The 18,914-nt window shown below is 72.6% G+C and carries 21 protein-coding genes; 12 read left to right on the top strand and 9 right to left on the bottom strand.

What is annotated here, in order from left to right:
• Positions 1 to 172 precede the first annotated feature (172 nt).
• Together ACLQ2X_RS20005 and ACLQ2X_RS20000 are read right to left on the bottom strand one after the other, a co-directional pair.
• The gene (locus tag ACLQ2X_RS20005) at positions 173 to 817 is read right to left on the bottom strand and encodes an HAD family hydrolase (RefSeq protein ID WP_425682577.1); all 645 of its coding nucleotides are present in this window, start codon (positions 815 to 817) and stop codon (positions 173 to 175) included.
• 59 nt (positions 818 to 876) lie between these two features.
• Positions 877 to 1,731 (bottom strand): carbon-nitrogen hydrolase family protein, encoded by an 855-nt coding sequence (locus tag ACLQ2X_RS20000; protein WP_425682576.1) that lies wholly within the window; start codon positions 1,729 to 1,731, stop codon positions 877 to 879.
• 106 nt (positions 1,732 to 1,837) lie between these two features.
• Here ACLQ2X_RS20000 and ACLQ2X_RS19995 point away from each other — a divergent pair, with 106 nt between their 5' ends.
• The 6 genes from ACLQ2X_RS19995 (at position 1,838) to mug (ending at position 6,130) form a co-directional block, all read left to right on the top strand.
• A complete protein-coding gene (locus tag ACLQ2X_RS19995; RefSeq protein ID WP_425682575.1) occupies positions 1,838 to 2,410 on the top strand; it encodes a TetR/AcrR family transcriptional regulator in 573 nt (190 codons plus the stop codon).
• A gap of 103 nt (positions 2,411 to 2,513) precedes the next feature.
• Positions 2,514 to 3,449 (top strand): TIGR04222 domain-containing membrane protein, encoded by a 936-nt coding sequence (locus ACLQ2X_RS19990; protein ID WP_425682574.1) that lies wholly within the window; start codon positions 2,514 to 2,516, stop codon positions 3,447 to 3,449.
• Positions 3,446 to 4,264: a DUF692 domain-containing protein gene (locus ACLQ2X_RS19985; RefSeq protein ID WP_425682573.1), complete on the top strand. Its 819-nt coding sequence runs from the start codon at positions 3,446 to 3,448 to the stop codon at positions 4,262 to 4,264. The genes ACLQ2X_RS19990 and ACLQ2X_RS19985 overlap by 4 nt, the downstream gene beginning before the upstream one ends.
• Positions 4,261 to 4,707 carry a hypothetical protein gene (locus ACLQ2X_RS19980; protein WP_425682572.1) on the top strand — a complete coding sequence of 149 codons (447 nt, stop codon included), beginning with the start codon at positions 4,261 to 4,263 and terminating at the stop codon, positions 4,705 to 4,707. The genes ACLQ2X_RS19985 and ACLQ2X_RS19980 overlap by 4 nt, the downstream gene beginning before the upstream one ends.
• A gap of 32 nt (positions 4,708 to 4,739) precedes the next feature.
• The gene (locus tag ACLQ2X_RS19975) at positions 4,740 to 5,501 is read left to right on the top strand and encodes an SDR family oxidoreductase (protein ID WP_425682571.1); all 762 of its coding nucleotides are present in this window, start codon (positions 4,740 to 4,742) and stop codon (positions 5,499 to 5,501) included.
• A complete protein-coding gene (gene mug, locus ACLQ2X_RS19970) occupies positions 5,498 to 6,130 on the top strand; it encodes a G/U mismatch-specific DNA glycosylase (protein ID WP_425682570.1) in 633 nt (210 codons plus the stop codon). Before ACLQ2X_RS19975 ends, mug begins: the two co-directional genes overlap by 4 nt.
• A gap of 37 nt (positions 6,131 to 6,167) precedes the next feature.
• On the opposite strand, the gene ACLQ2X_RS19965 is transcribed toward mug, so the two are convergent.
• The 3 genes from ACLQ2X_RS19965 to ACLQ2X_RS19955 form a co-directional block, all read right to left on the bottom strand.
• On the bottom strand, positions 6,168 to 8,150 hold the full coding sequence (locus tag ACLQ2X_RS19965) for an ABC transporter ATP-binding protein (RefSeq protein ID WP_425682679.1): 1,983 nt from the start codon (positions 8,148 to 8,150) through the stop codon (positions 6,168 to 6,170).
• Positions 8,151 to 8,297: 147 nt separating this feature from the next.
• Positions 8,298 to 9,065 (bottom strand): enoyl-CoA hydratase/isomerase family protein, encoded by a 768-nt coding sequence (locus tag ACLQ2X_RS19960; RefSeq protein WP_425682569.1) that lies wholly within the window; start codon positions 9,063 to 9,065, stop codon positions 8,298 to 8,300.
• A 46-nt stretch (positions 9,066 to 9,111) separates the two neighbouring features.
• Positions 9,112 to 9,339 (bottom strand): helix-turn-helix domain-containing protein, encoded by a 228-nt coding sequence (locus ACLQ2X_RS19955; protein ID WP_007072022.1) that lies wholly within the window; start codon positions 9,337 to 9,339, stop codon positions 9,112 to 9,114.
• Between the two features lie 232 nt (positions 9,340 to 9,571).
• Between ACLQ2X_RS19955 and ACLQ2X_RS19950 the strand changes: the two genes are divergently transcribed.
• Positions 9,572 to 10,174, top strand: a complete 603-nt coding sequence (locus ACLQ2X_RS19950) for a cadmium resistance transporter (protein ID WP_425682568.1) — start codon at positions 9,572 to 9,574, stop codon at positions 10,172 to 10,174.
• A 41-nt stretch (positions 10,175 to 10,215) separates the two neighbouring features.
• Here ACLQ2X_RS19950 and ACLQ2X_RS19945 read toward each other — a convergent pair whose 3' ends face one another.
• Complete coding sequence (locus ACLQ2X_RS19945; RefSeq protein WP_425682567.1) at positions 10,216 to 11,823, bottom strand: ABC-F family ATP-binding cassette domain-containing protein; 1,608 nt, start codon at positions 11,821 to 11,823, stop codon at positions 10,216 to 10,218.
• Between the two features lie 246 nt (positions 11,824 to 12,069).
• Between ACLQ2X_RS19945 and ypfJ the strand changes: the two genes are divergently transcribed.
• Entirely contained in the window at positions 12,070 to 12,981 is a 912-nt protein-coding gene (gene ypfJ / locus ACLQ2X_RS19940; RefSeq protein WP_425682566.1) for a KPN_02809 family neutral zinc metallopeptidase, read from the top strand.
• 498 nt (positions 12,982 to 13,479) lie between these two features.
• Positions 13,480 to 13,908 (top strand): hypothetical protein, encoded by a 429-nt coding sequence (locus ACLQ2X_RS19935; protein WP_425682565.1) that lies wholly within the window; start codon positions 13,480 to 13,482, stop codon positions 13,906 to 13,908.
• 176 nt (positions 13,909 to 14,084) lie between these two features.
• Here ACLQ2X_RS19935 and ACLQ2X_RS19930 read toward each other — a convergent pair whose 3' ends face one another.
• Both ACLQ2X_RS19930 and ACLQ2X_RS19925 read right to left on the bottom strand, forming a co-directional pair.
• The gene (locus ACLQ2X_RS19930) at positions 14,085 to 15,302 is read right to left on the bottom strand and encodes an RCC1 domain-containing protein (RefSeq protein ID WP_425682564.1); all 1,218 of its coding nucleotides are present in this window, start codon (positions 15,300 to 15,302) and stop codon (positions 14,085 to 14,087) included.
• Positions 15,303 to 15,466: 164 nt separating this feature from the next.
• Entirely contained in the window at positions 15,467 to 16,105 is a 639-nt protein-coding gene (locus ACLQ2X_RS19925) for an acVLRF1 family peptidyl-tRNA hydrolase (protein WP_425682563.1), read from the bottom strand.
• Between the two features lie 200 nt (positions 16,106 to 16,305).
• Here ACLQ2X_RS19925 and ACLQ2X_RS19920 point away from each other — a divergent pair, with 200 nt between their 5' ends.
• Positions 16,306 to 16,698, top strand: coding sequence for a hypothetical protein (locus tag ACLQ2X_RS19920; RefSeq protein WP_425682562.1), 393 nt, complete (start codon positions 16,306 to 16,308; stop codon positions 16,696 to 16,698).
• A gap of 135 nt (positions 16,699 to 16,833) precedes the next feature.
• On the opposite strand, the gene ACLQ2X_RS19915 is transcribed toward ACLQ2X_RS19920, so the two are convergent.
• Entirely contained in the window at positions 16,834 to 17,631 is a 798-nt protein-coding gene (locus ACLQ2X_RS19915; RefSeq protein WP_425682561.1) for an SDR family NAD(P)-dependent oxidoreductase, read from the bottom strand.
• 83 nt (positions 17,632 to 17,714) lie between these two features.
• Here ACLQ2X_RS19915 and ACLQ2X_RS19910 point away from each other — a divergent pair, with 83 nt between their 5' ends.
• Both ACLQ2X_RS19910 and ACLQ2X_RS19905 read left to right on the top strand, forming a co-directional pair.
• Positions 17,715 to 18,152, top strand: a complete 438-nt coding sequence (locus ACLQ2X_RS19910; protein ID WP_425682560.1) for a MarR family winged helix-turn-helix transcriptional regulator — start codon at positions 17,715 to 17,717, stop codon at positions 18,150 to 18,152.
• Positions 18,153 to 18,300: 148 nt separating this feature from the next.
• Positions 18,301 to 18,597, top strand: coding sequence for a hypothetical protein (locus ACLQ2X_RS19905; RefSeq protein WP_425682559.1), 297 nt, complete (start codon positions 18,301 to 18,303; stop codon positions 18,595 to 18,597).
• Positions 18,598 to 18,914: the final 317 nt, after the last annotated feature.

Genomic DNA, 18,914 nt, shown 5'->3' with positions numbered 1-18,914 from the left:
GATGGGGGCAGGTGGTACGACCCTGCGAAAACGGCCATGACCGACCTCCCCTCCTCGACCGGGCCAACCCGGCTGCGCCCTCGCGCGGCACCATGCTCGTGCGTCGCCACCGGGTGCGTCAACGGATTTTCCGCCACCGCGCCACCGCCGCGGTGCACCGCCGCAGCGCCGGTCAGCCGGCCAGCACCGCCGCCACGGCGGCGATCAGCCCGTCCTCCACCCGGGTCGGCGCGAACCGCGGGTCCGACCAGCGCCGCCCCCGGTGCAGCCAGACGCTGGGCAGACCCACCGCCGTCGCGCCGCCGATGTCCGCCTCCGGGCTGTCGCCGACCACCCACGCGCCACGCAACGGCATCCGGACCCGCTGGGCGGCGAGCGCGAAGATCCGCGGGTTCGGCTTGCTGACGCCGGCCTCCTCGGAGATCACCCAGTCGGCCACGTACCGGTCCAGGCCGGTCCTGCGGATCTTGGCTTCCTGCTGGCGTGCCGCGCCGTTGGTCACCACCACCGGCACCCGGCCCGCGTCGGCGGCGATCCGCAACGCGCACGCCACCAGCGGGTCCAGTCGGATGTGCGCCAGCAGGCCGTCGTGCAGCGCGTCGACCAGGTCGATCGAGGGAATCCGCAGCCCGTAGCGAGCACGGATCGCATCCGCCACGTCCCACCTGTTGGTCAGCCCGTCCGCGTCGACGGACACCAGCCAGTCCAGGTCGGCGGGCGGCGCACCGATGCCCTCCAGGAAGCGTGCTCCCCAGGCGCGGAACGGCCCGTCGCGGTCCAGCAGGGTGTTGTCCAGATCCAGCAGGAGCAACGACACTTGGGCACCCTACGGTAACGGCGGGAACACCGACAGAGGGCGGACCCCTCGGCGTACGGTCAGGCGGCGAGTGTGGCGCGGGACGTTCCGGAGTGCGACGGCCGGTCGCGCAGCATGGTGTGCGCCGCGCGGGTGGCGGCCAGCGCCGCCGGGTCGAGCGTGGCCACCAGCACGTCCTCACCGGTGTCGGCGCCCCGCACCAGCGGCCGGCCCTCCGGATCGTAGATCGCCGCGCCACCGTTGAACCGCCAGGGGTCCGCGCCGTCGACCGCGTTGGCGAACACCACGTACATGGTGTTGTCCAACGCGCGGGCGGCGTAGTAGAGGTCACGGCGGTGCGCCGAGCCGGTAAGGTAGCCGCTCGGGCAGAGGTAGCCGTGGACGCCGTCGGCCGCCGCGGCGCGGGCGTGCTCGGGGAAGCAACCGTCGTAGCAGATGCCGAGGCCGAACCGCCACTCGTCGACAAGCAGCGTGGCACCCCGCCGGCCGGCGTCGAACAGGTCGCGCTCGCCGCTCCAGAGCTGCTGCTTGTCGTACCCGACGGTGACCGTGCCGGACGGGTCGACGACAAGCGCGGAGATGGTGCGCCGCCGGTCGGGGTGGCGGACCGCCGCGCCGACCAGCACGGCCGCGCCGGTGTCGGCGGCGGCGGCGCGCAGCGGGTCCAGCCGGGGATCGGCCACAAGGCCGTCGGGGTCGGCGGCGACGTCCGTGCCGGCCGGGTCCGCGCGCAGCGCCGGCAGATGGTACGCGGGCAGGAACAGCTCGGGCAGCACGACGAGGCGCGCGCCGCCGGCCCGGCCCACGAGGCGGGCGGCGGCACGGGCGTTGCCGGCCACGTCGCCGGGGGCCGGGTCGGCCTGGACGGTGGCCACGGTGAGCGAGTGGGCGGGGAGGGGCGCGTCCGGGGTCACCGCCCGATCCTAACCATCGCGTCGGGGTCGGACGATCATGCGGAACCGCATCCCAAGCCGTACGTACGGTTTGCGTCGACCGGGTCCACCTGCAACGATCGAACCCGTGCCCAGAGTAAGCCAGGACCAGCTCGACGCGCGGCGGCAGGAAATCCTCACCGCCGCCCGGGCGTGTTTCGCCCGACACGGCTACGAGGGCGCCACGGTCCGCCGGCTGGAAGAAGCCACCGGCCTGTCCCGGGGCGCGATCTTCCACCACTTCCGCGACAAGGACTCCCTCTTCCTCGCCGTCGCCGAGGACGACGCCGCCACGATGGTGGAAACCGTGGCGCGCAACGGCCTCGTCCAGGTGATGCGGGACCTGCTCGCCCGGGCCGTCTCCCCGGACACCACGGGCTGGCTCGGCAGCCAGCTGGAGGTGTCCCGCCGGCTGCGCACCGACCCGGCCTTCGCCAAGCGCTGGGCCGAACGCTCCGCGGCCATCGCCGAGGCGACCCGGGAGCGTCTGCTGCGCCAGCGCGAGGCCGGCGTGCTCCGCGACGACGTACCGATCGACGTACTGGCCCAGTTCCTGGAACTGGCGTACGACGGGCTCGTGCTGCACCTGGCGATGGGCCGCCCGGCGGGCGACCTGGGCCGGGTGCTCGACCTGGTCGAGGAGGCCGTGCGCCGGCACTGACCGCGGCGCCGGTTTCGGTCCGGTAACTGGCCGGCGGCCCGGGACCGGCACTGGCGTACCTGCTCCACAATGAGCGCGCGACCCCTCGCGACAGGAGCAGACCATGCTGACGAGCGTCCTCGCGGCCGACACCTGGGGCGTCCCCGGCCCCACCTTCCTGCGCTGGTACCTGCTGACCGCCGTCGTCCTGGTCGTCGGCACGACGATCCACCGGCACCGCGTGCTGGCCGGCACGCCGGTGTCCCGTCAGGACGACCTGGGGCCGCAGCAGGTGGCGTACCTCAACGGCGGGGACCAGCTCGCGGTCTGGACCGCGCTCGGCGGCCTGCGCCGGGCCGGCCTGGTCGGGGTGCGCCCCGACCGGCGGCTCAGCGGCACCGACCCGCTGCCGGTCGGGCTGACCCCGCTGGACCAGGCCGTCCACCAGGCCGCCCGTCGCCATCTGCGCACCCGGGACCTGGTCCACGACGAGTGGGTCCGGCGCGCCCTCGACGAACTGCGCGACGGACTGGTGCGCCGAGGGCTGGCACTGGACGAGGAGCGGCGCCGCACGCTGCGACGCGCGGCGCTGCTGGTCGGCGCCCTGCTGGTGCTCGGCATCGCGCGCAGCGTCGCCGGGCTCGTCAACGGCCGTCCCACCGGCTGGCTGCTGCTCAGCATCGTCCCCATCGGCCTCGCGTTCGCGTGGCTCAACCGGGTTCCCCGGCACACCCGGGCGGCCACCGCCGCGCTCGCCGCCATGCGCCGCCGGCACAACTGGCTGCGCCCGGCCGCCACGCCCGCCTACACCACGTACGGTCCGAGCGAGGTGGCGCTGGGCGTGGCCCTGTTCGGCACCGCCACGCTCTGGACCATGGACCCGGGATTCGCCGAGCAGGCCGAGATCCAACGGCAGGCGATGAACTCCGCCAGCGGCTCCAGCTCCGGCGGCAGTGGCTGCGGTGGAGGTGCCACGGCCGGCAGCAGCGGCTCCTGCGGCGGGGGCAGTTCCTGCGGCGGCGGTGGAGGCTGCGGAGGTGGCGGTGGGTGCGGCGGATGAGCGGGCCGAGCGGCGTCGGCATCGGCTGGCGGCCCGAGATCGCCGGTTTCGTGGCCGGGCTGCCCGGGCTGCGCTTCGTCGAGGTGGTCGCCGAGGCGGTCAGCCCGACCGGGCCGCTGCCGGACGGCCTGACCGAGCTGCGCGACCGCGGCGTCGAGGTCGTACCCCACGGGGTGCGGTTGTCCCTCGGCGGCGCGGAGCCGGTCGACGCGGCCCGGGTCACGCACCTGGCCGGCGTGGCCGCGGCGCTGGACGCGCCACTGGTCAGCGAGCACATCGCGTTCGTGCGGGCCGGCGGTCTGGAGGCCGGGCACCTGCTGCCGTTGCCGCGCAGCCGGGAGGCGGTCGCCGCGGTGGTGGCGAACGTGCGGCGCACCCGGGCGGAGCTGCCCGTGCCGCTGGCGTTGGAACCGATCGCCGCGCTCTTCGACTGGCCCGACGACGAACTGGACGAGGCGGACTTCCTCACCGAGATCCTCGACGCCACCGACGCGCTGCTGCTGCTCGACGTCGCCAACGTGCACGCCAACGCCCGCAACCAGGGCGGCGACCCGACCGCGCTGCTGGACCGGCTGCCGCTGGAGCGGATCGCCTACGTGCACGTGGCCGGCGGCGCCGAACACGGCGGCTTCTACCACGACACGCACACCGACCCGGTGCCCGCCGCCGTCCTCGACCTGGTGCGGGACCTGTGCCGTCGGCGCCGGCCGCCGGCGCTGCTGCTGGAACGCGACGGGCACTACCCGCCCGCCGCCGAGCTGCGCGCGGAGCTGGACGCGCTCGCCACCGCCGCCGGCCACCCGGTGGTCACGTGAGCGGGGACCTCGCGGCGCGGCAGGCCGCGCTCGTCACCGCCCTCGTCGCCGGTGGACCGCTGCCGCCCGGCTTCGCGCCGGCGCCGGTCGAGGCGGCCCGCCGCGCGCTGCTGCGCAAACGGGCCGGCGACGTGGCCCGGCACTGGCCGCTGCTCGCCGTCGGCCTCGGCAACGACTGGCCGGCCGCGTTCCTCAGCTGGGCCGACGGCCGGCCCACGAACGGTTCGCTGCGAGACGGCTGGGACCTGGCGCGGGAGCTGCGCGACCGGGGCGCGCTGCCGCCGCTGGGCGCGGAGGAGCTGGCCGTCCGCGAGGCCGCGAACCGCTACGACGGTCGCCGCCCGCCCCGGCCACGCCGCCTGCCGGCCGTCGCCCGGACCGGCGGCGCCGTCGCGGCCCAGGTCGCCGGCCGGGTACGCCTGCTGCGCCCCGCCCCGCGCTGACACACGCCCGCCCGTACGGCAGGATCGGTCCTATGGATCTCGGACTCGCCGAGCGGGTGTACGTGTTGACCGGTGCCTCCGCCGGCCTCGGTTTCGCCACCGCCGAACAACTCGTCGCCGGCGGCGCCCGGGTGGTCGTCTCGGCCCGCGCCCCGGAGCGGGTGGCCGCCGCCGTCGAGGCGCTCGGTGGGCCGCAGCGGGCGATCGGGCTGACCGCCGACCTCGCCGACCCGGGCACGCCGGAGCGGCTCGTCGCCGCCGCCCGGGAACACTTCGGCCGGCTCGACGGCGCGCTGATCTCGGTCGGCGGCCCGCCACCCGGCACCGCCGCCTCGGTCACCGACGAGCAGTGGCGCGAGTCGTTCGAGACGGTCTTCCTGGGCAGCGTCCGGCTCGCCCGCACGGTTGCCGGCGCGCTCACCGACGGGGGCGCGATCGGGCTGGTGCTGTCCTCCTCGGTACGCGGGCCGCTGCCCGGCCTCGGGATCTCCAACGGACTGCGGCCGGGTCTGGCCGGCGTGGCGAAGGACCTGGCCGACGAGTACGGCCCGCGCGGCGTACGCGTGGTCAGCCTGCTGCCGGGGCGGATCCTGACCGATCGCAACCGGCAGTTGCTGGCCGCCTCCGGCGACGCCGACCGGGCCCGCGCCCAGGTCGAGGCGACGATCCCGCTGCGCCGCATCGGTGAGGCGGCGGAGTTCGGCCGGGTGGCCGCGTTCCTGCTCTCCCCCGCCGCCAGCTACGTCACCGGGGTCACCGTCCCGGTCGACGGCGGCGCGCTACGCGGGCTGTGAACGGCGAACCGACGAGGCGGCGCCGCCCGGCCGGCGGCCGACCCGAACCGGCGCCCGGTGCCGGCACACCGGCCCGCCGGCATCCCCGGCCCAGCCGGGAACAGCTCGCCGCGGCGGCCGACCGGCTGCTGCCGGACGTGATCGCGCCCGGCCTGGACGTGCTCTTCGTCGGCATCAACCCGGGCCTGTGGTCGGCCGCGACCGGCTGGCACTTCGCCCGACCGGGTAACCGGTTCTGGCCGGCCCTGCACCGGGGCGGTTTCACGCCGCGCCTGCTGCACCCCAGCGAACAGGACGCGCTGCCGGCGCTCGGCCTCGGCATCACCAACATGGTGGCCCGCGCCAGCGCCCGCGCGGACGAGCTGACCGCCGGGGAACTGGTCGACGGCGCGGCGACGCTCACCGCGAAGGTCGAGCGCTACCGGCCGCGCTGGGTGGCGGTGGTCGGGGTGACCGCGTACCGGATCGGGTTCGCCCGGCCGAAGGCCGGCTTCGGGCCGCAGCCGGAGACGCTCGCGGCGGCCCGGCTCTGGGTGCTGCCCAACCCGAGCGGCCTCAACGCCCACTTCACCCCGGAGACACTCGGCCTCGCGTTCGCCGAGCTGCGCGCCGCGGTCACCGGCGGATGACCCACCGCACGCGCCCGGCCGGCCCGGCAGTGCCCGGCTAGTTGGCCGTCGCCGGGGGCATGGCCTCCTGGGCGACGTAGGTGCCCATCGGCACGGTCGTCACCACCGGCTCGGGTTGTTCCGCCTCGGCGTAGGGGGCGGGCGAGTCGGCGACCGCGAACTGGGTGCGGTACAGCTCGGCGTACAGCCCGCCGACCGCGACCAGTTCCTCGTGCCGACCGCGCTCCACGATCCGCCCCTCGTCGAGCACGAGGATCTGGTCGGCGTCACGCACGGTGGACAGCCGGTGCGCGATCACCAACGCGGTACGCCCGGTCAGCGCCACCGCCAACGCCCGCTGCACCGCCGCCTCGCTCTCCGAGTCCAGGTGCGCGGTGGCCTCGTCGAGGATCACGATCGACGGGGCCTTGAGCAGCAGCCGGGCGATGGCGATGCGCTGCTTCTCGCCGCCGGAGAAGCGGTAGCCGCGCTCGCCGACGGTCGTGTCCAGCCCGTCCGGCAGCGCCCGGACCAGGTCGGCCACCTGCGCGCCGGCCAGCGCCGCCCAGATCTCGTCGTCGGTGGCGTCCGGCTTGGCGTAGCGCAGGTTCTCCCGGATCGTCTCGTGGAACAGGTGCGAATCCTGCGTGACCACACCGATCTCGTCGCGCAGCGAGGCGAGCGTCGCGTCCCGCACGTCGACGCCGCCGACAAGCACCTGACCGTCGCTGACGTCGTAGATCCGGGAGATCAGCATGGACAGCGTCGACTTGCCCGCGCCGGAGGGGCCGACCAGCGCCACCATCTGGCCCGGCTCGACGGCGAACGTGACACCTCTGAGCACCGGTTCGTTGACCGTCCGGTCGAGCGTGGCCACCTCCTCCAGCGACGCCAACGACACCTCGGCGGCGCTCGGGTAGCGGAAGCGCACGTCGCGGAACTCGACCCGGCCGTTGCCGCGCGGCACCGGCACCGCTTCGGGCTTCTCGGTGATCCCCGGACGCAGGTCGAGCACCTCGAAGACCCGGTCGAACGAGACGAGCGCGCTCATCACGTCGACCCGGACGTTCGACAGCGCGGTGAGCGGACCGTAGAGGCGGGTCAGCAGCAGCGCCAGCTTGACGACCGTGCCGGCGCTGACCGCGCCGGTGACCGCGAGCCACCCGCCCACCCCGTAGGTGAGCGCCTGCGCCAGCGACGCGACGAGCAGCATCGCCACGAAGAAGGTCCGCGAGTACATGGCGGACTGGATGCCGATGTCGCGGACCCGCTCGGCGCGGCGGGCGAACCGGTCGGCCTCCACCTCCGGCGCGCCGAACAGCTTGACCAGCAGCGCCCCCGCGACGCCGAACCGCTCGGTCATGGTCGCGTTCATCTTGGCGTCGAGGTTGTAGGACTCGCGGGTGATCTCGGCCAGTCGCCGGCCGACCCGGCGGGCCGGGATGATGAAGATCGGCAGGAGCACCAGTGCCAGCACGGTGATCTGCCAGGACAGCAGGAGCATCGCCCCGGCGGTGAGCACGAGCTGGATGACGTTGCTGACCACCCCGGACAGCGTCGAGGTGAACGCCCGCTGGGCGCCGAGCACGTCGTTGTTGAGCCGGCTGACAAGCGCGCCGGTCTGGGTGCGGGTGAAGAACTGCAACGGCATCCGCTGCACGTGGTCGTAGACCCGGGTGCGCAGGTCGAGGATGATACCCTCGCCGATGCGGGCCGAATACCACCGCTGGATCAGGGAGAAGACCGCGTCGGCCACGGCCAGCGCGGCGATGATCAGGGCGAGCCGGACCACCGTGGCGCGGGCCTCGGAACCACCACCGGCGATCGCGTCGATGACGTCGCCGGCCAGCAGCGGGGTGGCCACGCCGAACACCGCGGCGATGACCACGGTGATCAGGAAGATGACGATGTCGCGCCGGTAGGGGCCGGCGAACGCGACGATCCGCCGGGCGGTGCCGCGCTTGAACTCGTGGGCGGAGACCTCGTCGCGGTTGCGCAGCGAGCGGAGCATGCTCCAACCGCCCATGCCGCCGCCGGCCATCGGGTGGGACATCGTCACCTCCGGGTCGTCGGGCAGCAGGGGACCGTCGGGGTCCATTCTCCCGACGCCTGTGACAACCTCGTGGGTAACCTACTTCTTCCCAAACGGTCCTTACCGTCGGCCCTCGTCGGCCGGGTGCCCGTCGGGCTACTCGCCCCGCCCGGCAAGATCCCGGATGCGACGGGTCTGCGCCTCCCGCTCGGCGCGCTGCTGCTCGGCGTGCGAGCGTCCGGCCGCGCTGGCGAGCAGCGCCTTGATCTCGACGATCGCGTCCCGGCTGTTGGCCAGCAACCCGGCCGACAGATCACGCACCGCGCCGTCCAACTCGTCGTTGGGCACCACGAGCGTGGCCAGGCCGATCCGGTCCGCCTCGGCGGCGTCCATCCGCCGGCCGGTCACACAGATCTCCAACGCGCGGGAGTAGCCGACCAACTCGACCAGACGGCGCGTGCCGGCCAGGTCGGGGACCAGGCCGAGCGTCACCTCGGCCATCGAGAGCTTCGCGTCCGCGGCGAGCACGCGCAGGTCGCAGGCGAGGGCGAGCTGGAAACCGGCACCGATGGCGTGCCCCTGCACGGCGGCGACCGACACCACGTCCGGCCGGTGCAGCCAGGTGAAACCGCCCTGGTAACCGGCGATCCGGTCGACGCACTCCGCCTCCGGCAGCCCGGCCAGCTCGGCGAAGGAACCCGGCCCGGAACCGCCGGCCACCGCCAGGTCCAGGCCGGCGGAGAAGGCGCGGCCCTCACCGCGTACGACAACCACGCGAACGTCACCGGGCAGGTCGCGGGAGAAGTCACTCATCGCGCGCCACATCGCCGGCGTCTGGGCGTTGAGCACGTCGGGCCGGCACAACGTCACTGTCGCGACCGGCCCGTCGCAGTCGAAGCGCACTCCGGTCGTCTCGGCGGTCACCGGACCACCCGGAGGACAGCGCTGATGGACGACGCTGGGGGGCGGGTCACGCCTTCTTCCTGCGCCGGGCGCCGCCGCGCTGCCGCAGCTGCACCCCGGACTCGGTGAGCACCCGGTGGATGAATCCGTAGGAACGGCCGGTCGAGGCCGCCAGCGCACGGATGCTCTCACCCCCGGTGTACCGCTTTACCAGGTCTTTGGCGAGCGTCTGACGCTCGGCCCCGACGATCCGGCGACCCTTCTCAGTGCTGGTGGCTGTGCCGGTGGCTGCCATGCTGATTCCTCACGTCGCAGACTGTGCGGTTCGGATACGGTCCCACCTATTAGACCGCCTCGGACGATCATGCGCCAGATATCAACTATTCGCCAACCGACACGCTACGCATTGTCAACTTCCCGATAGAGTGATCCTTTCGACCGGCTGATCCGTACCGGCGTCCGGTGGCTCGGCAAACGGCCGATCACCCCCGGCGGAAATGGCGCGCCGGGGCCGTATCGTGCCCGGGGTGACCGACGTGATCACGGCCGTGGCGGGCGCGGCAGGTGTCTTCGCCGCCACCAATCTCGACGACGTCGTCGTCCTCACGGTGCTCTTCGTGGCCGCCCGGCGTACCGGACGCCCCCGGCCCTGGCAGATCGTCGCCGGGCAGTACGCGGGCATCGGCGCGCTCGCTGCGGTCGCGGTGGTGGCCGCCGCCGGACTGCTCGTGGTGCCCGACCCGTGGCCCGGCCTGCTCGGGCTGCTGCCGATCGCGCTCGGCGTACGGGCGTTGCTGGCCCGCACCGACGACGACGAACCGCCGCCGGTGGTCGGTGGCCTGGTCGGCGTCGCGGGGGTCACGATCGCCAACGGGGCCGACAACATCGCCGTCTACGTGCCTGTCTTCCGCGCCCTCGACCCGGTCGCCGGCCTGATCTGGCTGCTGGTGTTCGCGCTGCTGGTGGCCGTCTGGTGCGCCGTGGCCGCCGCGCTCGGCGCGCACCCCCGGGTGGTGGCCCTGGTCGGCCGTGCCGGTCACTGGCTGGTGCCGGCGATCTTCATCCTCATCGGCGTGGTCATCCTGCTCACCTCCGGCGTCCTGCCCCGCCTGGCCGCCCTGCTCACCTGACCGCCCCCCCACGCCGGCCCGAGGCGGCAGCGACGGGGCGGTCAGGCGAGCTCGACCAGTTCCAGCAGGTCGTCGGACCAGGCGTCCTCGTCGCCGTCGGGCAGCAGGATCGCGCGGTCCGGCTTGAGCGCGCTGACCGCCCCCGGGTCGTGGGTGACAAGCACGATCGCGCCGGGGTAGCGGGCGATCGCGTCGAGCACCTGCTCCCGGCTGACCGGGTCGAGGTTGTTCGTCGGCTCGTCCAGCAGCAGGACGTTGGCGCCGGAGCAGACCAGGGTGGCCAGCGCCAGCCGGGTCTTCTCGCCGCCGGAGAGGACACCGGCCGGCTTGTCCACGTCCTCGCCGGAGAACAGGAACGCGCCGAGGATCTTGCGCAGGTCGGTGTCGTTCTGGTCCGACGCGGCGCTGCGCATGTGCTCCAGGATCGTGCGGTCCACGTCAAGCGTCTCGTGCTCCTGGGCGTAGTAGCCCAGCCGCAGGCCGTGCCCGGGGCGCACCTCGCCGGTGTCCGGTTCGAGCAGGCCGCCGAGCATCCGCAACAGGGTGGTCTTGCCGGCGCCGTTGAGGCCGAGGATGGCCACCCGGGAGCCGCGGTCCACCGCCACGTCGACGTCGGTGAAGATCTCCAACGACCCGTACGACTTGGACAGGCCGGTGGCGGTCAGCGGAGTCTTGCCGCACGGCGCCGGGCTGGGGAACCGCACCTTGGCGACCTTGTCCGCGACGCGGACCTCGTCCAGGCCGGAGAGCAGCCGCTCGGCCCGCCGGGCCATGTTCTGCGCGGCGACGGTCTTCGTCGCCTTGGCGCGCATCTTGTCCGCCTGCGCCATCAGCGCGCCGGCCTTCTTCTCGGCGTTGGCCCGTTCCCGGCGGCGGCGCCGCTCGTCGGTCTCCCGCGCCTCCAGGTATGCCTTCCAGCCCAGGTTGTAGGTGTCGACCACGGACCGGGTGGCGTCCAGGAACCAGACCTTGTTGACCACGGCCTCCAGCAGCGAGGCGTCGTGGGAGATCACGATCAGGCCGCCCTTGTGGTTGCCCAGGAAGCCGCGCAGCCAGGTGATCGAGTCGGCGTCGAGGTGGTTGGTGGGCTCGTCGAGCAGCAGGATGCCGCCGCCGTTCTCACCGGCGTCGCGGAACAGGATGCGGGCCAGCTCGATGCGGCGGCGCTGGCCGCCGGAGAGGGTGCCGATCGTCTGGGCCAGGGCGCGGTCGGGCAGGCCGAGGTTGGCGCAGATCCGGGCCGCCTCGGCCTCGGCCGCGTAGCCGCCGAGGGAGGCGAACTGGTCCTCCAGCGTGCCGTAGCGGCGGACCAGCCGCTCGTCGTCGGCGCCCTCGGCGAGCTTGTTCTCCACCTCCTGCATCTGTGCCATCAGCACGTCCAGCCCGCGGGCGGACAGCACCCGGTCCCGGCCGGTGACGTCCAGGTCACCGGTACGCGGGTCCTGCGGCAGGTAGCCGATGGCGCTACGCCTGTCGATCTGCCCGCCGTACGGCTGGCCCTCCCCGGCGAGCACCTTGAGGGTGGTGGTCTTGCCGGCGCCGTTGCGCCCGACCAGGCCGATCCGGTCCCCCGGCTGCACCCGCAGCGTGGTGTCGGACAGCAGGATGCGGGAACCGGCGCGCAGTTCGAGGCCGGTGGCAGTGATCATTTCGCAGTACTCGCTCTCGGATCCGGAAGGGCTGACTCAGGGCACGCGAAAGCGCCGGCGGGTGGTGTTTCTCCCGTCGGCGCGGGGCCGTTCAGCCTTCGCAGCGCAGCACGGGGCCAAGTGTACCGGGCGCGCGGCGGGCGCCACCCCGGATTACCACGCAAGATCATCGGGTACGAAAACCGCCGTCCGGACCCGGTCCGGCAGAAACGACGCAGTGCTGGACATCAGGCGATCGGGGTCACCATGGAGCTGAACGACCGAGCGGAACTTGACAGCTCCCAGGTCAACGACCTGGGAGGAAGCAGAGCCGGTCGGGGAGGCGGATTCGCCCTTCCCCTTCCCGGCGGAGGCGGCCGGGGAGGACTGATCGGGCTTGTGGTCGCCGTCGTAATCGCCCTCGTCGGAGGTGGTTTCGGCCTCAACGCCGCCACCAACGGCGACGACTCGGGTGGGGAAGATCTGGCGACGTCCTGCGCGCGGGACAACGCGCAGCGCTTCGAGAACGTCAAGTGCCGCAACCTGCTGTACGTCAACAGCATTCAGTCCTACTGGGAGCAGGAGTTCCCGAAGGTCAGCGGCAGCCGCTACCAACCGACCGACACGAACTACTTCGGTGGCGCCGTGGACACCGCCTGCGGTCAGGCCGACTCGGGGGTGGGGCCCTTCTACTGCCCGGCCGACAAGCAGATCTACATCGATCTGACGTTCTACAACGAGCTGGCCTCCCGGTTCGGCGCCGACGGCGAGTTCGCCGCGCCGTACGTGCTGGCACACGAGTACGGACACCACATTCAGAACCTGCTCGGCACCTCCGCCAAGGCCCAGCGTGGGGACCAGAGTGGACCACAGTCCGCGTCGGTGCGCCTGGAGTTGCAGGCCGACTGTTATGCCGGCACCTGGGCGCGGCACGCGACCGAGAGCCGGGACAAGACCGGCGAGCAGCCGCTGTTCACGTCGATCTCGGAGACTGACATCAGTCAGGCGATCGACGCCGCCGAGGCTATCGGCGACGACACGATTCAGGAACGCTCTGGCGGTCGGGTCAACCCTGACCAGTTCACCCACGGCACCTCGGCGCAGCGCAAGGAGTGGTTCCTGCGTGGCCGGGAGACCGGAGACCCGCGGCAGTGTGACACGTTCTCCGGGCGCGTCTGACACCGAGTCGGGGCCGGTCCGGGAGCATCCCGGACCGGCCCACCTGCTTTCCGGCACGTGGATCCCGTCACGAAACGTCTGTGCGCGGGGCAGGAGGGGGCGCGCGCCCGGTCCACCCGCGCCGCAGCCGCAGCACCTTCTCCGAGCCGGGCTTCACCTCCGTCGCCTCGGCGGCATCGTTGCGCCCACCCCTGTGGACGTCGCCGCGCCGACCGGACAATGGGCCCCCGAATCCGGGGTCGAGAGGTCCGCAAGATTGCTCTTCAAGATTGACATCGAGCAAGGTCCACGATGTACTAGGCGCATCGAGGGTTCGGAACCGAACCGCACGACAACGCACTAGCATTTCAGGCTGGCACGGGGAGGTCATCCGCCTGACTGCTGTGCGCAATGCGGCATTGTCGGTTTGCAGGTCGGCGGTTCACCCTGCATTGCCTTGCGCGCGCATCCGGTACCCGATTTCCGTACCAACGTCGTCGAACGGGGAAGAGAGCAAAAATGAGTAGGCGTTTTCTCGCAACCTTAGCAATGCTTATGGGACTGTTGGGCACCCTAGTCGTCACCAACCCGGCATCTGCGGCCGACCGAGCGCCACAGCCGTCCGCGTCGCAGTCCCACTCCGGCTACGACCTCGCAAAAACGCTGGCGCTCTGCCCCGAGTCGAAGAACGCGAAGGCCCTGGCCGGGGTGCAAGTAGATGCGGGCACAATGGTCGAACTCAACCCGTGCGTGGACATCGACCTCAGTCAGGTAATCGACTGCCGGTCGGGCGTTTGTTACAAGTTCTGCTGGGACCTCATCACCCCGTGGACCTACAAATGGTGTGAGGCACAGCAGAAGGACATCCGCCACCGGAAGTGGATAACGTACAGGCAGGGCAGCACCGTCCCGAGCAGGTGCAGGGGCGGCGCAGTATCGCCAGCCTGACAAGGATCTGCTTTAGAGAAACGGCCGCACCGTAGCAGGTGCAACGAAGGTGGTAATGGCATGCGGCAAATCCCCTGGGACGAGACGCACGCCATTACCACCTCGCTTCTTTCAGGCTTGCTCTTCCCGTCGGACGTCGCCTCGACAGCTCCGCTCAGGGCCGACGTCCGCGCGGGTCAGTCCGGCAGGACCACCTGACCCGGGGTGGACCGGCCGGCGGTGGTGCCGTCGCCCAGCTGTCCCCCGCTGTTGTCACCCCAGCACCACAGGCCGCCGTCGGTGCGGACGGCACAGCCGTGGTCGGTTGCGGCGAGGCCGCCGGTCCAGGTGGTGGCGTCACCGACCCGGGTCGGGGTGGACCGGTGGCCGGTGGTGCCGTCGCCCACCTGTCCGGCCGTGTTCTTGCCCCAGCACCACAGGCTGCCGTCGGTGCGGGAGGCGCACGTCGTGTCACTGCTGCCGGCGATCCTGTTCCAGGTGGTGGCCGTGCCGACCTGGACCGGGGCGGTCTGGAAGACGCCGCTCACGCCGAGCTGCCCGTACCCGTTCTCGCCCCAGCACCACAGCGCGCCGGACCGGACCCCGCAGGTGTGCGCGTAGCCGGCGGCGACGCCGGTCCAGGTGGTGGCGGTGCCGACCTGCGCGGGCGCCGTCTGCGGCGCCAGGGTGCCGAGACCGAGCTGCCCGTCCGAGCTTGACCCCCAGCACCAGAGCGTGCCGTCGGTGCGGACGCCGCAGGTGTGCCCGAAGCCGGTCGAGACGCTCGCCCAGTTGGTCGCCGTGCCGACCTGCAGCGGGCTGGAAGCCACATAGGGCGAGGCACCGACACCCAGTTGCGCCGTGCGGTTGAATCCCCAGCACCAGAGCGTGCCGTCGGTGCGCACGGCACAGGTGTGCGTGGGGCCGGCGTCGACCCTGGCCCAGGTGGTGGCGGTGCCGACCTGCACCGGGGCGCTCCGCCTCGTGGTGGTCCCGTCGCCGAGCTGACCCCGGGAGTTCGACCCCCAGCACCACAGTGTGCCGTCCGTCCGGACCGCGCAGGTGTGCCCGGAGCCGGCGTCCACGCCGGTCCAGGTGGCGGTGCCGACCCGTGCCGGGGTGCTCCGGTTGGTGGTCGTGCCGTCGCCGAGCTGGCCGCTGTAGTTGGCACCCCAGCACCACAGTCCCCCGTCGACACGGATCGCACACGTGTGCGCGCCGCCGGTGGTGGTGCTGGTGACCACAGGGGCGGCGAGCGCGCCGCGCTCGACCTGGCCGACGCCCGCGTTCGCGGCGCCTGCCGTCAGCGTGGCGGTGAGCACGACGCTTCCGGCGCACATCGCCGCCGCGGCGGCGAGGAGTCGGGCCGTCCGGCGCCACCGGGTTCGCAGCCGGCCGTCCTGGTATCCGCTCATGAAATTGTTCTCTCCCAACGGTGTCGACGCGTGATGGCGGAGGCGAAGCTGCCCCGGTGGGTCGCCCGGAGACCCACCACTTCGTGACACCGACCTTATGCATCGGCTCAGCTCGATGCACTAGGGGCGAAGCGGATTGACCGTCTTGATGTGATCTTTCCCGTTCAGCGGACCAGGATGTGGACCGCCCGAGCGGCGGAAACGGCGGCGACAAGCACGGCGTGCCGGGGTTCGGGCACATCGAGCAGGCGCTCCGCCCGCAACGCGGCCAGCGGGGCCAGCCGCCGGTCGGCCAGCACGGTGTCCACCGCCCGCCGGTCGCCGCCGCAGACCAGCGCGGCCAGGGTCGACACCTCCGGCAACAGCAGGCGTACGGCCAGGTCGGCCGCGTCGCCCAGGGCCGCCTTGGCCTGGTTGTCGCGCCGTCGGGCGAACCGCTGCTGCGACCAGCCGCCCGCGGCGGTGCGCCCCTGCACGTAGCGCGTGTCCACCTTGGAGACCACCAGGTCGACGCCGTCGGCGACACCGACGGCGACGCCGCCCTTGCGGGCCAACAGCAGAGCGAGCCGGCGGGTCGAGCCGGCGGCGGCCACGAATCCGGGCACGTCCGCGGAGGCGTCCGCGCCGGGCGGGGTGTGCAGTTCGGCGGTGGCGCCGTCCAGGGCGGTGAGCAGCAGGCCGTACCCCTGGACGGTCGTCGCGGGCTGACCGTGCCGCTCGGCGAAGCCCTCGACCCAGCGGGCGACGCGGCCGGGGTCGACGTCGACCCACCGGCCGCCGCCGGCTGCGGGTCGGCTGCTCATGGCACCGAGCCTACCGAGGGCGCGGCCCGTCCGGCGACGCCCGCCCGCGGTGTCACCGCGCCCCGGTCGGGCACCGGAAATCGGCGTCGCCACCGCCCGGCGGGTGGACATAGGCGACGGGCGATCAGATGGTTGACTCGTCAAATTCTGGCTGATAGCGTCGTCGATCAATCAGATATTTCATCTTGGAAAGGTGCCCTGTGCTGCTGAAATCGATTGCTCTCGCCGCCACCGTGGCAGGACTGCTGGCCACCGCCCCCGCCGCCGCGTCCGCCCAGGCGGCCTCGGACGAGGCGTGGCCGCCCGGGAACTGTCAGCCCGGCACGTTCTGCGTCTGGCCCAACTGGGCCACCCCGGGGACCGCCCCCGTGGAAACGCCGTCCCTGGTGACCCGCACCCAGTGGTCCGGCAGCGTCCCGGCGCTCACCTACTACAACTACACGACCCGAAACGTCGACATGGAATTCGTCTACACCTGGCCCGACGGGTCGAAGACCACCCGCACCACATGCGTCCCCCGCGGCGGGAACATCTTCTACCTGCCGATGGCCGTCACGAAGCTGACCTGGCACCAGGGGGCCTGCCCGGCCTGAGACGAGTCGTCACCCGTCCACCCGGGAACCCTCGGCGGTGGTTCGCGACCAGGCGAATCAACCTGCCGAGGGCTCCTGGTCCGCCGGGCGTCGACGGCCACTCACCCGCCGCCGGGTTCGCCAAGGCCCCGGCCGTCACCCCCGGGTGAGTTCGCGGGTGACCTCGCGCAGTCGCCGCCGCGCCACCGGGTCGTACGCCTGCTCGTGGGCGTGGGCGTCGTCGAACCGGTCGAAGTACCGCCCGGTGACATCCGCGAGCGCGTGGTCGATGATCAACCGGAGGGTGGGCAGCGCGCCGTCGTGCACGGTGGCCACGGGCATGAGGCCACTGCCGCGGACCATGGGCGTGTCCATCAGGTGGGCCGGATGCACCGCGTTGACCGTGATCCGGTCGGGGCGCAACTCCTCGGCAAGGTCGAAGCTTCCCATGATCATTGCCAGCTTGGAGCGACAGTAGGCGCGGACACCGTCGTAGTCCCGCGACAGCATCAGGTCGTCGAAGTCGATCCGCTCCTGGCCCATCGACGCGACGTTGACCACCCGCGCGGGGGCCGAGGCCCTGAGCAGCGGGGCCAGTCGCCAGGCCAGCAGGTGCGACGCCAGGTGGTTGACCGTCAGCCGCAGCTCGTGGCCCTGGCGTCCGACCATACGATCGCCGCCGCCGACGGCGGCGTTGTTGACCAGCACGTCGAGGCGCGGCTCGTCCCGGCGGACGGCGGCGGCCAGGCGGCCCACCTGATCGAGGTCGGCGAAGTCGGCCACATAGGTGCGGACGGCGGGCGTCCAGGCCCGCACCTCCTCGGCGATGGCGTCCAGCCGGCTCCGCTCCCGGCCGTGCAGCAACAGCGTGGCCCCGCGGAGCGCGAGATCACGCGCGAGCTGCCGACCCAGGCCCGACGTGGCACCGGTGACGAGGACGACCCTACCTTCCACAGCAGCTCCCGACGTCGCCCAACTATAAAGGCCTTGATGGTACTACCATTCTTGATTGATGTGCCACCGGTTATGGTCGTGCCATGGGCATGCCCGCCGAGGAGCGCCTCGGCCTCGACATTAAGCGCGCCGAACAGGTGCTCATGGCTGCCAAGAGCGCCGCTTTGCGGCCGGGAAACCTGACCGTCCCCCAGTACGCCGCTCTCTCCGTGCTCGCCGGCCAGCCCGGCATCTCGGGAGCGGCCCTCGCCCGGGCCTGCCTGGTCACACCACAGGCCATGGCCGCCGTGCTGAAGATCCTGGAGGAACGGGGTCTGGTCGCGCGCTCGGCGCACCGCTGGCACCGACACGTCCTCGAAGCCCGGCTCACCGAGGCCGGGACGGAGGCGTTGCGCCGCGCCGACCGCGAGGCGGTACGTATCGAGCGGCGCCTAGCCGACGCGTTCTCCGAGGCGGAACGGCAGACCCTGCGGGAGCTGTTGCGGCGCTGCGTCCGGGCCATCGAAGGAAACGACGGCTGACCGGCGCGCAGATCAGGTTCCGGCCCCGGGAAGGGCCTGGATCCCGCCAAATTCCGAGCCCGGAAGTCTGTCGCGTTCGGCATCGGCGTCGGGGACCGCAAGGGGACACGATGGCGTGCATTGCACCGCTACCCCGAGTGAGGCGTCCATGACCGGCGAGCAGGTCCAGAGCAATGAGACAGTCGTCCCGATGCTGCCCTGCGTCTCGGCCGAGAAGACCCTGGCGTTCTGGCAGGCCCTCGGCTTCGCGTTGACCTACGAGCAGCGGAAGCCGTACCTGTACCTGGCGTTCCGGTGGAGCGGGTTCGAACTGCACTACGCCGGCGCACCGGACGGCGTCGACCCGTCGGCCGAGAAGACCGGAGGCTGCCTCGTGATGGTCGACGCGGTCGCCCCGTACCGCCACGTTCCGGGCTCTCACCTCCGGGCTGCGCCGACACGGTGAGACAGCACCGGCCGCCGAGCAGGCGCTGGCGCTGCCGCGCTGGTCGAACTGGCGGCCTCGCTGCAGGAGCCGGATCGCGTGCCCGAGTGGGGTGCCCGACTGCGCGCGCTCCCGCTGACCGACGAGGAGTGGGAACAGGTGCGACTCGGCGTCGCCGATCCGACTCTCCTCGCGCCGTGGTTGCCCGGAACCACGCGATAGACGCGGCGGGGGCGGGGCGCCGCCGGGGGGGGCGGCCCGGCCGGCGGGGTGGTGAGACGGTGGACCCCCGCCCCCCGGGGCGGTGGGGCCCCGCGGGGGGGGGGTGGTGGGGGGCC

It is taken from the genome of Micromonospora sp. DT31, assembly GCF_049841795.1.
Classification (GTDB): Bacteria; Actinomycetota; Actinomycetes; order Mycobacteriales; family Micromonosporaceae; genus Micromonospora.
This window is presented reverse-complemented; position numbering and strand designations above follow the sequence as displayed.

Coding starts and splice junctions, on each gene's coding strand:
- ACLQ2X_RS19990 (WP_425682574.1), top strand. CDS start 2,514: ATGCTGACGAGCGTCCTCGCGGCCGACACCTGGGGCGTCCCCGGCCCC.
- ACLQ2X_RS19985 (WP_425682573.1), top strand. CDS start 3,446: ATGAGCGGGCCGAGCGGCGTCGGCATCGGCTGGCGGCCCGAGATCGCC.
- ACLQ2X_RS19975 (WP_425682571.1), top strand. CDS start 4,740: ATGGATCTCGGACTCGCCGAGCGGGTGTACGTGTTGACCGGTGCCTCC.
- ACLQ2X_RS19965 (WP_425682679.1), bottom strand. CDS start 8,150: ATGGCCGGCGGCGGCATGGGCGGTTGGAGCATGCTCCGCTCGCTGCGC.
- ACLQ2X_RS19955 (WP_007072022.1), bottom strand. CDS start 9,339: ATGGCAGCCACCGGCACAGCCACCAGCACTGAGAAGGGTCGCCGGATC.
- ACLQ2X_RS19945 (WP_425682567.1), bottom strand. CDS start 11,823: ATGATCACTGCCACCGGCCTCGAACTGCGCGCCGGTTCCCGCATCCTG.
- ypfJ (WP_425682566.1), top strand. CDS start 12,070: ATGGAGCTGAACGACCGAGCGGAACTTGACAGCTCCCAGGTCAACGAC.
- ACLQ2X_RS19935 (WP_425682565.1), top strand. CDS start 13,480: ATGAGTAGGCGTTTTCTCGCAACCTTAGCAATGCTTATGGGACTGTTG.
- ACLQ2X_RS19930 (WP_425682564.1), bottom strand. CDS start 15,302: ATGAGCGGATACCAGGACGGCCGGCTGCGAACCCGGTGGCGCCGGACG.
- ACLQ2X_RS19925 (WP_425682563.1), bottom strand. CDS start 16,105: ATGAGCAGCCGACCCGCAGCCGGCGGCGGCCGGTGGGTCGACGTCGAC.
- ACLQ2X_RS19910 (WP_425682560.1), top strand. CDS start 17,715: ATGGGCATGCCCGCCGAGGAGCGCCTCGGCCTCGACATTAAGCGCGCC.
- ACLQ2X_RS19905 (WP_425682559.1), top strand. CDS start 18,301: ATGACCGGCGAGCAGGTCCAGAGCAATGAGACAGTCGTCCCGATGCTG.